Source organism: Ruegeria lacuscaerulensis (genome assembly GCF_013031245.1).
GTDB classification, from domain to species: domain Bacteria; phylum Pseudomonadota; class Alphaproteobacteria; order Rhodobacterales; family Rhodobacteraceae; genus Ruegeria; species Ruegeria lacuscaerulensis_C.
The window spans coordinates 65,753-78,522 of record NZ_WPZL01000004.1 but is presented as its reverse complement, the minus strand read 5'-3'; the positions used below and the strand labels follow the sequence as shown (position 1 = coordinate 78,522).

At 59.0% G+C, this 12,770-nt stretch carries 11 protein-coding genes; 4 read left to right on the top strand and 7 right to left on the bottom strand.

The window, feature by feature from the left end; translation table 11 throughout:
* Positions 1 to 332: 332 nt before the first annotated feature.
* Genes GOX66_RS06815 through tsaD form a run of 4 tightly spaced genes read right to left on the bottom strand, consistent with a single transcriptional unit; the run spans position 333 to position 3,082 of the window.
* Entirely contained in the window at positions 333 to 755 is a 423-nt protein-coding gene (locus GOX66_RS06815) for an EVE domain-containing protein (RefSeq protein ID WP_170760927.1), read from the bottom strand.
* Positions 755 to 1,024 (bottom strand): YciI family protein, encoded by a 270-nt coding sequence (locus GOX66_RS06810; RefSeq protein ID WP_170760924.1) that lies wholly within the window; start codon positions 1,022 to 1,024, stop codon positions 755 to 757. The genes GOX66_RS06815 and GOX66_RS06810 overlap by 1 nt, the downstream gene beginning before the upstream one ends.
* A gap of 1 nt (position 1,025) precedes the next feature.
* Positions 1,026 to 1,988, bottom strand: a complete 963-nt coding sequence (locus GOX66_RS06805) for an NAD(P)H-dependent glycerol-3-phosphate dehydrogenase (protein WP_170760923.1) — start codon at positions 1,986 to 1,988, stop codon at positions 1,026 to 1,028.
* Complete coding sequence (tsaD, locus tag GOX66_RS06800) at positions 1,985 to 3,082, bottom strand: tRNA (adenosine(37)-N6)-threonylcarbamoyltransferase complex transferase subunit TsaD (RefSeq protein WP_170760920.1); 1,098 nt, start codon at positions 3,080 to 3,082, stop codon at positions 1,985 to 1,987. The genes GOX66_RS06805 and tsaD overlap by 4 nt, the downstream gene beginning before the upstream one ends.
* Positions 3,083 to 3,179: 97 nt before the next feature.
* Between tsaD and GOX66_RS06795 the strand changes: the two genes are divergently transcribed.
* The 3 genes from GOX66_RS06795 to GOX66_RS06785 are packed head-to-tail and all read left to right on the top strand — an operon-like array spanning position 3,180 to position 6,666.
* Positions 3,180 to 3,893: a uroporphyrinogen-III synthase gene (locus tag GOX66_RS06795; protein WP_170760918.1), complete on the top strand. Its 714-nt coding sequence runs from the start codon at positions 3,180 to 3,182 to the stop codon at positions 3,891 to 3,893.
* A gap of 54 nt (positions 3,894 to 3,947) precedes the next feature.
* Entirely contained in the window at positions 3,948 to 5,132 is a 1,185-nt protein-coding gene (locus GOX66_RS06790; RefSeq protein WP_170760916.1) for a hypothetical protein, read from the top strand.
* 10 nt (positions 5,133 to 5,142) lie between these two features.
* Positions 5,143 to 6,666: a heme biosynthesis protein HemY gene (locus tag GOX66_RS06785; protein ID WP_170760914.1), complete on the top strand. Its 1,524-nt coding sequence runs from the start codon at positions 5,143 to 5,145 to the stop codon at positions 6,664 to 6,666.
* Between the two features lie 496 nt (positions 6,667 to 7,162).
* Here GOX66_RS06785 and GOX66_RS06780 read toward each other — a convergent pair whose 3' ends face one another.
* The 3 genes from GOX66_RS06780 to GOX66_RS06770 all read right to left on the bottom strand — a co-directional run bounded on the left by GOX66_RS06780 (position 7,163) and on the right by GOX66_RS06770 (position 11,602).
* Positions 7,163 to 8,377 carry a peptidoglycan-binding domain-containing protein gene (locus GOX66_RS06780; protein ID WP_170760912.1) on the bottom strand — a complete coding sequence of 405 codons (1,215 nt, stop codon included), beginning with the start codon at positions 8,375 to 8,377 and terminating at the stop codon, positions 7,163 to 7,165.
* 558 nt (positions 8,378 to 8,935) lie between these two features.
* On the bottom strand, positions 8,936 to 10,027 hold the full coding sequence (locus GOX66_RS06775) for an aminomethyl transferase family protein (RefSeq protein WP_170760910.1): 1,092 nt from the start codon (positions 10,025 to 10,027) through the stop codon (positions 8,936 to 8,938).
* Between the two features lie 12 nt (positions 10,028 to 10,039).
* Positions 10,040 to 11,602 (bottom strand): trimethylamine methyltransferase family protein, encoded by a 1,563-nt coding sequence (locus GOX66_RS06770; RefSeq protein WP_237212534.1) that lies wholly within the window; start codon positions 11,600 to 11,602, stop codon positions 10,040 to 10,042.
* A 77-nt stretch (positions 11,603 to 11,679) separates the two neighbouring features.
* On the opposite strand from GOX66_RS06770, the gene GOX66_RS06765 reads away from it, so the two are divergent.
* On the top strand, positions 11,680 to 12,582 hold the full coding sequence (locus GOX66_RS06765; RefSeq protein ID WP_170760906.1) for a LysR substrate-binding domain-containing protein: 903 nt from the start codon (positions 11,680 to 11,682) through the stop codon (positions 12,580 to 12,582).
* Positions 12,583 to 12,770: the final 188 nt, after the last annotated feature.

Genomic DNA, 12,770 nt, shown 5'->3' with positions numbered 1-12,770 from the left:
GTTCTTTTGCGCGCCAGTCTTTTCGGGTGTGACATCGGCCGACCGATTGGCCTCAGCCAGAATTTTTGCCCGTTGTTTTCGCGCCAATTCCAGGCGCGCTTCCCAACTTGCTGTTTGATGCGCGTTATCTAGGTCCTCGAATGCCCCACTGCTGCCATTAGCGTCAGACATGGGTCAATACTTTCGAAAATGAACGTACTATTCCTTATTTATGCCGACGAAGTCCCGATCACATTCAAATTGCCACCAAGCCCCCAAAACCGGCGCGAACCCATAATTTATAGCATTTTATTGCGTAATTGAGAAGGTTTGCGTTCCAAAGCCGGACCGGCTCAATCGGATTGCGTGTTTCCCAGCGCGCAAATTACTGACCACTCTGCCGCGCTGACCGGTTGAACAGACAGGCGTGAGTTTTTGACCAAAACCATCTCGGCCAGGCGTTCATCCGCCTTGATCTGGTCCAGCGTTACAGGCGTTGTGAATGGGCGCACAGCCTTAATGTCCACGCATTCCCAGCGCGCGTCGTCGGTGGTGCTGTCGGGATGTACTTCGGCACAAACCTCGACGATGCCGACAATCGCTTTGTCCTTTTGAGAATGATAGAAAAACCCCCGGTCGCCTACTGCCATCTGACGCATGAAATTGCGCGCCTGATAGTTCCGGACGCCATCCCATTCTTCGCCCACATCGCCCTTGGCCACCTGTTGGTCCCAGCTCCAGGTCGACGGTTCGGACTTGAACAACCAATAAGCCATCAGCCTATGACCTTTTTCCAGGCAATCAGGTCAACGGACTGGAACAACCCGGCTTTGGCGTAGGGATCATTGTCCGCCCAGTTTTGCGCCGCGGCCATGTCCTCGACCTCGAGGATGATCAGGGACCCGATCATGGCGTCACCTTCCAAAAGCGGGCCTGCCTGTGCAACCACACCGGTTTCCTCGATATAGGCCAGATGGGCCGCGCGGTTGTCCAGCCGGGTTTGCAGGGCGCCGTCCTTGTCACGGGCGATGAGGGCGATCAGCATGTTATTCCTCCTTGAGGGGGCGGTTGAGCAGGGTTTGGATGGCTTGCGCTACACTGTAAGCGCCGCTGCTGAGATCCGCCACCGTACCACTGATGGGCATGTCCAACCCTTCCGTGGTGGCAATCTCGGACATAGCGCGGGCCGTGGCGACACCTTCGACGGTCGTGTTGGCGTCAAATGGACGATTCAGACCCAAAGACAGGCCAAAACGGTAGTTTCTGGACAAATCAGAGGAGCAGGTCAGCACCAGATCCCCCAGTCCGGACAGACCCATCAGCGTATCCGACCGCGCGCCACGCATCAGGGCAAACCGCTGCATCTCGGCAAATCCGCGCGTCATCAATGCGGCGCGGGCGCTGTCGCCCAGCCCGGCGCCGATGGCGGCTCCGCAGCCGATGGCCATCACGTTTTTCAAGGCGCCGCCCAGTTCTGCGCCGACTACATCGGTCGTGCGATAAAGGCGCAGATTTGCTGTGGTCAGTTCGGACTGCAATGTTTGGCTCAGATCAGCATCAGAACAGGCCAGTGTCAGGGCGGTGGGCAGCCCGCGCGCGATGTCATCGGCAAAACTGGGTCCGGTCAATAGAGCGGGGCGTGCGTCCGGAATCGTCTGACGGATCACCGAGATGGGCCCAAGGCCCGAAGACAGCTCAATCCCCTTGCAACAGGCGACCAGCGTCTTTCCGACCAGAACCGACGCGTGCTCCTGCAGGGCTTTGCGCAACTGTTGCATTGGTACGGATACGAGGACGGCGTCGCATTCGACAGCCTGTTTGATATCCGACGTCACAGTGATCTCGCGGGGCAGAGCCACATTCGGCAGGCGCAGCGCATTCTCACGACTCTTCTGCATTTGCCTGGCCTGATCCGTGTCCCGCGACCACAGCGTCACCGGCCCGTTTCCAGCCAGCGAGATGGCCAGAGCCGTGCCGAACGCACCGGATCCCAGTACAGAAACGCTCATGCCTTGGCTCCTTTCTTGCCGCCGCCCAGCATGGCAGGGCTGGATTGATCCAGAGGCCAGCGGGGTCGGGCGGTCAGGTCCAGCCCATCGCGTGCGCCGGCGCGAAAACGTTCCATTCCGGCAAAGGCAATCATTGCCGCGTTGTCGGTGCATAAGGCCAGCGGCGGCGCGGTGAAACGGGCGCCTTTTTCGGCACAAACAGTCTCTAACGCAGCCCGAATGGCCGAGTTTGCAGCGACACCGCCGGCAACCGCAATGACCGGGTCCAAAGGGGATTCCTCCAGATATCGGTCAATTGCCCGGCGTGTTTTCTCGGCCAGCGTATCTACGACAGCCTGCTGAAACCCCGCGCACAGGTCAGCACGGTCCTGCCGGGTCAGGCCGCCCTTTTCGGCGACAATTTGGTCCCGCATCCGCATCAGCGCGGTCTTGAGGCCGGAAAAGGACAGGTCACATCCCGGCCGATCCAGCAACGGTCGTGGAAAGCGAAACCGTTTCGGATCGCCCGAGCGTGCCTCGGCCTCGACCGAGGGGCCACCGGGTTGCGGCAGGCCCAGCAGACGGGCGGTTTTGTCGAAGGCCTCGCCGGGGGCGTCATCAATTGTGCCGCCCAGACGGGTGAATTCTTCGGGGCCGTGCGCGATCAGATATTGGCAATGCCCACCCGAAACCAGAAGCATCAGGTAGGGAAAGGCAATCCCATCCGTCAGGCGCGGAGTCAGCGCATGCCCCGCCAGATGATTCACACCAATAAGGGGCAGGCCGGTCGCGGCGCTCAGCCCCTTGGCGCACATGACACCGGACATGACGCCTCCGATCAGACCCGGCCCGGCGGTCACGGCGATGGCGTCCATATCAGAAAGGGTCAGGCCCGCAGCCTCAAGCGCCTGGATGACGCAAGTATCCAGCTTTTCCGCATGCGCCCGGGCAGCAATTTCGGGAACCACACCGCCGAACGCGCTGTGCAATTCGGTCTGGCCGTGCACAACCGACGATAGCACCTCGGCCCGTGCGCCATCGGTTTGACGCACGACGGCTGCAGCGGTGTCGTCGCAACTGCTTTCCAACCCGAGCACGGTAAGTGTTTGCACCATTGGTCTGATCCGTTACATCATGACTGCCAAGCGGGGTATCACCCTGCGCGGATGCAAACAATCCCAAGGCCGAAGGCGCCGAGTGTTGAAATTGTTGATGACCCGCCCGCGTGCCGCCTCTGAAAGGTTTGTCGCGCAGTTGCCGACCCGCGTCAGGTCACGGGTTCAGGTCATCTATTCTCCGATCCTGGAAATCAGGCCGCTTCCGATGCAAGTCGATGCAAGTAGGGTACGGGGGCTTATTTTCACTTCGGCCAATGGGGTAAATGCTGCTGTGTCCCTGGGCCTGGCGCGGGATTTGCCCGCGTTTTGCGTCGGACCGGCCACCACTGGAACAGCTAAAGGGTCGGGGTGGGATGCCCAGATGGTAGGGGCAACGGCCGAAGAGCTGGTGGCCTATCTGCTGAAACACAGACCAGAAAGCCCTCTGTTGCACCTGCGCGGAGAGCACAGCCGGGGAAATGTTGCCGAACGCCTGATCGAATCCGGGCTGAGTGTTCAGGAAAAGGCGGTGTATCAGCAGTGTCTGTTACCGCTGACACCCGAAGCGATCGCTGCTGCCGACGGTGAAACACCGGTAATCGCCCCATTGTTTTCCCCCAGAACGGCGCGACAATTTGCCGATATCTGGACCGGATCGGCACCTTTGTGGCTGGCCGCGATCAGTGACGCGACCGCCGAACCCCTTTATTCCTTGGACTATGCGCGTCTGAAGATCGCCAGAGAGCCGACACCGAAGAAAATGCGGAAAGCCGTTAAAAAGCTTGTGAAACATGCGATGCGGGTTGAGGGCGGCGAGGCCACCGATTAACTTAGACTGGCCTGTTATTCATATGATTTTGGATTCGATAAGGGGAATGTTGCGGTGGCTGGTAAGAAGAAAACCGATCAAAAGCCGGTAGAGGACCCCAAGTCGGATGAGGCGGTCGAATCCGTTTCCAAGCCGGACGACGCGCTTCTTGACCTGCCCGAGCCGGTAGAAGAGGCCCTTTCCGAAGCCGAAGCCGAAGCCGAAGCCGAAGCCGAAGCCGAAGCCGAAGCCGAAGCGGTTGTTGAACCGGTCGCAGAAAAGCCCGTTGAGCGTAAGGAAGAAAAGCGCGGCGGGTTCGTGCCCGCGCTGATCGGTGGCGTGATTGCGGCGGCGATCGGGTTTGCGGCGGGCAATGCCGGCCTGTTCAATTCGGATGAGACCGACGCGATTGCCGCGCTGGAATCGAAGCTCAACGACCAGTCCGGCCAGCTCGAGGCTTTGTCGAAATCCCTTGCTGACAGTGCGGATCTGAACACGAAAATCACGGCGCTGACCGATCAGATTGCGCCGATTACCTCGGATCTGGATGCGGTGAAATCCAGTGTCGAAGGCCTGGCGGGTAAGGTTGATCCGCTGGCAAACCGCCTGAGCGACCTGGAAAGCGGTGCGCTGACGCAAGGCGCATCGCCCGAAGTTACTGCCGCTTTTGAAGCGGAATTGAAGAAATTGCAGGATTCACTGGCCGCGCAGCGCGCTGAGGTCGAAAAAATGGTCTCGGATGCGCAGGCGTTAGAGGTCAAAGCCGCCGCGAAGGCGCAAGCCGCGACCAACGCGGCGATCCTGTCTCAGGTGAATGGGCAGCTGGATGCGGGTCAGCCTTATGCCGATCTGCTCGCGGAACTTTCGGCCGGTGGCGTGACGGTGCCCGAGGCCCTTTCGACCCCTGCCAGCGAGGGTGTGGCGACACTTGCCGCATTGCGCAGTTCATTTGCACCTGCGGCGCGCACCGCGCTAGCGGATGCGCGGGACGCGGATAAAGGCACGGGCCTGGTCGCATTCCTGCAGCGCCAGACAGGTGCCCGGTCTGTGACTCCACAAGAGGGTGACGGCCCGGATGCCATTCTGTCGCGCGCGCAGGCAGCGCTGTCGGATGGGGATGTTTCTGCCGTCCTGACCGAACTCAAATCCCTGCCCGATGCGGCGCAGGCTGCTTTGGCCGACTGGGAAAAGGCAGCGCAGGCGCGGGTCGCAGCTGTGGATGCCGCAAATGCGCTTCAATCAAGCGTAAACTCGAACTGAAGGACCTGCCATGCTGTGGTCACTGTTAAAGATCCTTGTTTTTGTTGCGATTGTCGGCCTGCTGGCCATGGGCGCAATATTCCTGATGGATACCAGCGGCGGCGTGCAGATCACTGCCGCAGGGACCGAATATACATTGGGACCGTTGCAGTCGGTGATTGCGCTGGGCGTATTGGTGCTTGTGATCTGGCTGTTCTTTAAGCTGCTGACCCTTCTGGTCGCGACGCTTCATTTCCTCAACGGCGACGAAACCGCCTTGTCGCGCTATTTCGACCGTAGCCGCGAGAAGCGCGGATATCAGGCACTGGCGGATGGCCTGATGGCGTTGGCCTCGGGTGAGGGTCGTGTGGCCATGAACAAGGCCACCAAGGCCGAGAAACTGCTGAACAAGCCAGAACTGACCAACCTGCTGGTGGCGCAAGCCGCCGAGATGAATGGCGACACCAAAAAAGCGTCGGACACCTACAAGAAACTGGTCACGAACAACGCCACCCGCTTTGTTGGTGTGCGTGGCATCATGAAACAGAAGCTGGCCGAGGGCGATGACGAAACCGCCCGCAAGCTGGCCGAAAAGGCGCTGGCCATCAAACCACGCCATGGGGAGACGCAGGATATTCTGCTGGGTCTGCAAACCAAGGCGCAGGACTGGGTCGGGGCGCGGTCAACTCTGACGGCCAAACTGAAGGCCGGTCACCTGCCGCGCGACGTGTTCAAACGTCGGGACGCAGTGCTGGCCCTGTCCGAGGCCAAGGATATTCTGGACGACAGCGCCACCGTCGAACAGCAGGAACACGCGATCGAGGCCAACCGCCTGTCGCCCGATCTGGTACCAGCCGCGGCGATGGCCGCGCGAGCCTATATCGAAAAGGGCAAACCGCGCCCCGCGACCAAGATTCTGAAAAAAGCGTGGGAGGTTCAGCCCCATCCCGATCTGGCCCATGCCTTTGCCGAGATCGCGCCGGACGAAACACCGACAGAACGGATCAAGCGGTTCACAGCGCTGACCCGCATTCACCCGGAGAACATGGAAACCCGCCTGATCCTTGCGGAGCTGAACATTGTGGCCGAGGATTTCCCGGAAGCGCGCAGAGCGCTGGGTGACGTGGTTGAAAAACAGGCCGACGCGCGAGCCTATACCCTGATGGCGGCTATTGAGCGGGGCGAAGGCGCCACGGATGCTGTGGTTCAGGGCTGGCTGGCCAAGGCACTGAACGCGCCGCGGGGTCCGCAATGGGTCTGTGACAATTGCCATGATATTCAGGCGGAATGGGGCCCGGTCTGCCAGAACTGCCACAGCTTTGACACGCTCAGCTGGCAAACCCCACAAACGCCCGAAATTGCGACTGCAACAGGTGTGCACATGCTGCCCTTGATCGTCGGTGCGTTGGAGGACACGGCAGAACCTGAACTTGAACCTGAACCTGAAGTGGAAGAGACCGAGGAACCGGTTGATCCCGAAGTTATCGAAATCGAGGTTGAACCCGTCCGGCCTGATGTCGAGCCCATTGACAAAGAGGTCGAAAAACAGACCTAGCGCGCGGTTTCCACTTACCGGTGGAACTCTATAGATGGCTTGCCGAAAGTGCGAGTGAGGATTTCCGAATTCGCGATGTTCGAAGAGTATCATTTCCGGGCAGGCACAGTCATTCCTTTATTCATAAAAGACCAGGTGGGTGGAGCGAACTGATCTTTGGGCATTGTAAATCACCTCCGCAATGGATGCGGACTTTGCAAAGCCGCGAGATCGGCCCAAAGCCACCATCATTAAGGTTGAACGCTGCCGCTGCCCCAAGGTGGACGTTGGGGAATATAAAACATCGTACGGGTCGGAAATGGCAGCACTGCGGACGTGATTGCCGTTCGGTGTGGAGCGGCTTGAGAGGTCAGATAATGGCCCACGTACTGGGCTCAGCCTCTATGCATCGCACAGCCAATACAAGCCCGGTGATTGGGCATGCAGCTGTTAGAATCGGATTTTAGATTGGTCCCGCAGGCAGTCAGTTTGCCTGCGGGTGGGCGGCAATTTCGGCTTACTGCGCGCCAGTCATAGCTGCTCGCAAGAGTTGCGGGCGGTCGGACTGAGACGGCAGGAAGACAGCCTGCGATCCGGCGTCCAGCGCCGTAAGGCTGGCATCATACCACTGCATCGCAAGATCGCGGCGTTCCTGCACACCGAAGCCTTCACGCAGGTGATGCCCTATCAACTCTCCATAGGCAGGCTCGCCCATTGCGACCAACATCAGTGCAGAACCAAGTGCGCTATCCATGTTGTCCTGACGGTAGCCAATTGCCAGGCAGACCTTGCTTGTTGCCGCCAGATCTTCAGGGCTGAGCCCGGTGCCTAACGCAAATTCGCGCATCTGAGATTCCGCTTCTGCTTTTGAGCTCAGAGACAGCTTGACAACTTGCGGCGCCAACGTTTCACCGTAAGCGTCGCACTGAGCAGCCACCTGATCCGGCGTCAATCCCTGGACGTCCGACATTAGCTCTTCACCGCGCGCCATCGCGTAGCTGCGGGCGAGGCAGAACTGTTCGCTTAGTGCAAAATTTGGATCGGACATATTTGACAGAGTCGTGTAGCCGCCATTGGTTGAGGTTTGAAGCATAACCGCGCTACAGCGATTGGCGAGCGAAGGTCCCGTGGTACCGCCAGAGAACAGGCTCGGTAGGCTAGAAGCCGTTGTTTCGGCAGTGTTTGTCGCGGGCGCGTCACTCTGGGGTGTAACAACCGGGGTGGCCTGTGCCGGAGCCTGAGGAGCGACCGCCAGGGCAGAACCGGTTTGGATTTGTCGGCGGTACGCCATCAGAAGCGGCTGGCCCGAGAGTTGAGTTGCGGCCTGACCGCCGCTTGTACCCCAGTAATAGGCCTGCATCAGGAAGTCGCGCTGATAGGGCTGAAAGTCATAGCCATTTACAGGATAGCCCATTGAAGCCTGATAACGTTCGATTGCTGCTCGGGTACCACCGCCGACCTGGCCATCGACCCTTCCGGCATTGTAGCCGAAATAGTTGAGTGCCGTCTGGGTCTGCGCGCCTTGTGAGGTCGATGGAATGCCCGACCGGTAGGTCCGAGTTGTTGTTGATTGGGACTTTTTCTTTTGCTGGTCCTTGCCAATCGCGTAACCCACGACTCCACCGACGACCGCACCGCCGATGAAATCACCGGCATCGGCTCGGGCAATTTGAGGAGCGGCCATCGCAAATGAAAGCGCGATGCCAAGCGTTGTTAATAAGCGAATAATCATGACTAACCTCCACAACAATGCATCTAATTTTAGAGGAGTATAGCACAGCCTCCGCGCAGCGCGGGCATAGATGCTGCCGTGAGACTTGAATCTCTGTCGTACAGCGACCGATTAGCAGTTTTTCGCCAGCTCCAGGCTAAATTGGAGCGTTTTCCGGCACATCTAGCGCTGTGGGGTGGAGAGCGGTTCGCATGTCTCGAGTATGACCGGAAGGACCGTCAGATTTTTGCCTGCGAATGCCTGACCATTGGTGGTAACTCTCGGGCACAAGAGAACCAACGCGCGTCAGTGCCGGGATGAATTTAGGAAGAGAACGGCCGCACCGGGCTCTCTGCCGCCATTGCGACCAAAGTCATTGCTCCGAGGAGTTTGGCATTGCCACGCCCGCGACAGTGTTCGGCTTGCAATCGATATCAGCGTTGAACAACGCATGGTCGCGAGGGCTGCCCGCCAGTTCAAGTCTCACCCGAACGCCATGGTCGGCACCGTGGCCGGTGCACTAGGCAAGTCTGAATAGCGCAGTCACCTGTCGTCACCACGTTGACGGTGCCATCGGGTTTAGCCGTGCGTGCGTGTCTTCCCCGGATCATAAACGGGGCTTGAAACGATTGTTGCCGTCGTATCCAAACCATCGCCCGAAACCCCCAAGGATGCTCCGACGGGCAAGCCCGGTCGGACATGGGCGAGGGCAAGAGATTTGCCCATTCGGTGCGAATAACAGGGGCTGTTGACGACCCCCACCTTTTCGCCATTCAAAGACAAGGTTTCACCGCCTGCGACCATATCCGGGTGGTCGATGTCGAGACAGACATTGTTGACCGTCTCCGCCCCTTGGGCCGTCAAAACAGCTGCCTTGCCGCGGAAATCGCCCTTGAACTTGCTGACAGTGAAGCCGAGCCCAACTTCCCATGGGGTGTTTTCCTCGGTCATGTCGTAGCCGTAGAACAAGAGGCCTGCCTCGATGCGGACCTTGTCCAGCGTGGTGAAGGAACAGGGCATGACGCCCGCTTCGACGAGCTTGTCCCAGATATCGGTGATCACGCTTCCATCGGCAAATATCTCGTAGCCGCGTTCGCCGGAATAACCGGTACGCGAGATCCGGCAGGCGTGGCCGAACAGCGTCACAGGGGCGTGTTCAAAATAGGCCAGCATTCCCAGGTCTTTATCTGTGTAGGCGTTGAGGATATCCAGCGCCGCTGGTCCTTGCACCGACAGGTCATGCAGATCATCTGTGAACTGCAGCTGAACATCGCGCGCGCCTGCCGAGGCCTCCAACAAAGCCATGGTATCGCCCGAACCGTGCACGATCATCCACTCGTCGCCGCCGTTATTCGATACGATGGCATCATCCGCGATGCCGCCGTGATCCGTTATAACACAGAGATAGGCCGCCTTACCGGGCGTGACTTTCGACAAGTCTCGTGTGGTCAGGTGATCCAGCACCGCCTGCGCGTCCGGGCCGCGCACGAACACTTTTTTAAGGGGCGACATGTCGAACATTCCCGCCCTTTCGCGCACAGCATCATGTTCATCGTTCGGATCGGTGTTGTAGGTCCAGGCGGTACCCATACCGTTCCAATCCTCCAGCCCGGAGCCAAGGTCGGCATGGCGGGAGGCCAGCGCAGAGGTGCGGCTGAGTTCCTCAGTCATTTCGGGTCCTTTCTAGTGCCATTCGTCAGGCATCGAGGCTTTGCGCTCGGCGACAAAGTCTTCCAAAGCAGCTTGGATTTCGGGTTTGATTTCAGGTTGTTGATAATCGGCCAGCATCTGCCGCCACCGCGCCAAGGCGCGCTGATCAGAGGTCAGCGATCCGTTTTCGGCCCATGTTTCATAAGGCCCCGCATCTGAAATCTGCGGTTCGAAATTGGCCGAGGTGTAGTGACGCAACGTGTGGCTTGTGGACAGGAAATTCTCGCCCGGTCCGGTCTCTAGATAAGCGTCGCGGCCAAAAGCTTCGTCTTCGGTTCCAAACCCTTGCAGTAGTTTCAGCATCGCGCCGCAATGGTCGAGGTCCATCACGAATTTCTCGTAGGACATGACCAATCCGCCTTCGAGCCAGCCCGCCGCATGCCAGACCTGATGCGCCCCAGACAAAAGAGTGGCCCACATGGCGCCCGCACTGTCCTGCATGGCCTGTCCGTCGGGCGCATTCGAGGCTGTGATCTGCCCGCCTCCAGAGCGGACCGGGACACCCAGTCTGCGGCCCAGTTGGGTCAATGCCATCGTTGTCAGGTTGGCCTCAGGTGAGCCAAAAGTCAGCGCACCGGTGCGCAGGTTCACCGTGGAGTGGAAGCTGCCAAAGACAACCGGACAGCCGGTCCGGACCAGCTGTGTAAGTGCAATGCCGACCATCGCCTCGGCTAAAGTCTGCGCCGCGACGGCGGCGGGTGACAGCGGGCCCATAGCCCCGGCAAAGATCGCCGGAGAAACGCAGACACATTGGTTCGCCTCGGCATAGACGCGCAGCGCGCCCGACATCGTGTCATCGTAGATCAGCGGTGAGTTGACGTTGATATTGGCCTGCATCACCGCATGGCGGTCCATCAAGCCACGTCCGAAGACCAACCTTGCCATTTCGATGCTGTCCCTTGCGCGCTCGGGCGCGGTGACGGATCCCATGAAAGGCTTGGTCGACAAAGTGAGATGCGCCAGCATCATGTCCAGATGCCGCTTGTTGACCGGCACATCGGTCGGTTCAACGATTGTGCCACCGGAATGGTGCATGGCAGGTGCGCTGTAGGCGAGCTTCACGAAGTTTCGGAAATCCGCCAGCGTTGCATAACGCCGGCCCTTCTCAAGATCACTTACGAATGGCGCGCCGTACCCCGGCATCAGCACCACGTTGTCTCCGCCAAGTGTTACGGTATGGGCAGAATCACGCCCTTTAAGCTGAAATTCAGCCGGGGCAGAGGCGCAGAGTTCACGGACATGCCCAGGCTCGAAACGCACCCGCTCGCCGTCAATCCGTGCGCCCGCCTGTGAAAAGAGATCCAGCGCGGTTCGATCCCCCCGGAACTCAACACCGATCTGTTCCAGAATCCAATCGGCCTGCTCTTCGATCCGGGTTAGCGCCGCGTCGCCCAGAAGACCATAAGCCGGTATCTTGCGCCCTCGGAAAGGAAGCGCCTCATGCGGCGCATTGTGACGTGATAAGCGCCCCCGGCGCGACCTGGCCCGGTGTGACAACTGCCTGGCCGGATTTGGTTCTGCGTTCAAGCTTCCCAACGCACGTCCTCCATTTCCTGGAAACAAGATCATGTGTGCATGGGCCACGGAGCTTGAAAATCGAAATTTTCTTTCCAATGCGTACAAAAATTTTGTACGCAAAGAACATGCCGACCCGGTTCCGACACCATGATCTTCTCAGGCTATTCGCGGAAATCGCCCGCTACCCGAGTTTCTCGGAAGCGGCCGAGGCGCTGAACATGACCAAGGGTGCAATCAGTTACCAAATTAAAACACTGGAGGCCGATCTGGGCATGGTCCTGTTCCAACGCACGACACGCGGAGTTGCGCTGACAAAACTAGGGCAGGGAGTGCTGGCGGCCTGCCAGGGGCGGTATCAGGATATCGAGGCTGATCTGCTGGCGCTGCAGGGCACATCATCCAAAACGCTGACGGTTGGGGTATCAACCTATTTCGCTGCGCGCTGGCTGTCACCGCGGCTGATGTCTTTCATGCAAGCGCATGGGGATGTGCAGCTGCGCATTCAGCCGATGATCCAGTTTTCCGACCACGAAATGCAGGACATTGATCTGGCCATCAGATGGGGCAACGGTTGTTTTGGCGGCGGTGTGGTGACGCCGTTCATGCCTATGCCAACCTTTCCTGTCGGAAATTCTGACGCTGCCCGACTGGTCGAAGACCTGGGGATTGAACAGGCAATTTCGCACTTCACGTTGCTGCGGGATCGCGATGACAGCAACGCCTGGTCGGATTGGCTCAACACGGCAGAATTGCCTCCCCAATCTCGCAGAGACGTCTTGATCGTCCCGGACCCCAACGTGCGGGTGCAAGCCGTGATCGATGGTCAGGGGATCGCCTTGATGGATGATCTGATCAGGGACGAGCTGGACACGGGCAGGCTTGTTCGGTTGTCCGGCGCCGAACTGTCCGAATATGGCTATTTCCTCGTTCGACCGGACCGTGTTGCAGCGACTGAAACAGTACGGGTTTTTTCCGACTGGCTTCAAAGCCAGTCCTGACAGGCCATTTGAAAAATCCTGGAAACGCCAGCCTTGTTGCGCTGAGCCGCCATTTGCGGGCAGCCACCGGAATGTCCGTGTATGCAACCGGTCAGGTCAAAGAGGGCATGTCGATCATCCAAAGCAGGACGTAAAAGCCGGTTTGGATCGAGATAACGCGGAAATCTCTTGTAAGGTGGATGGAAGAA

Coding starts and splice junctions, on each gene's coding strand:
- GOX66_RS06815 (WP_170760927.1), bottom strand. CDS start 755: ATGGCTTATTGGTTGTTCAAGTCCGAACCGTCGACCTGGAGCTGGGAC.
- GOX66_RS06795 (WP_170760918.1), top strand. CDS start 3,180: ATGACCCGCCCGCGTGCCGCCTCTGAAAGGTTTGTCGCGCAGTTGCCG.
- tsaD (WP_170760920.1), bottom strand. CDS start 3,082: ATGGTGCAAACACTTACCGTGCTCGGGTTGGAAAGCAGTTGCGACGAC.
- GOX66_RS06775 (WP_170760910.1), bottom strand. CDS start 10,027: ATGACTGAGGAACTCAGCCGCACCTCTGCGCTGGCCTCCCGCCATGCC.
- GOX66_RS06785 (WP_170760914.1), top strand. CDS start 5,143: ATGCTGTGGTCACTGTTAAAGATCCTTGTTTTTGTTGCGATTGTCGGC.
- GOX66_RS06805 (WP_170760923.1), bottom strand. CDS start 1,988: ATGAGCGTTTCTGTACTGGGATCCGGTGCGTTCGGCACGGCTCTGGCC.
- GOX66_RS06765 (WP_170760906.1), top strand. CDS start 11,680: ATGCGTACAAAAATTTTGTACGCAAAGAACATGCCGACCCGGTTCCGA.
- GOX66_RS06810 (WP_170760924.1), bottom strand. CDS start 1,024: ATGCTGATCGCCCTCATCGCCCGTGACAAGGACGGCGCCCTGCAAACC.
- GOX66_RS06780 (WP_170760912.1), bottom strand. CDS start 8,377: ATGATTATTCGCTTATTAACAACGCTTGGCATCGCGCTTTCATTTGCG.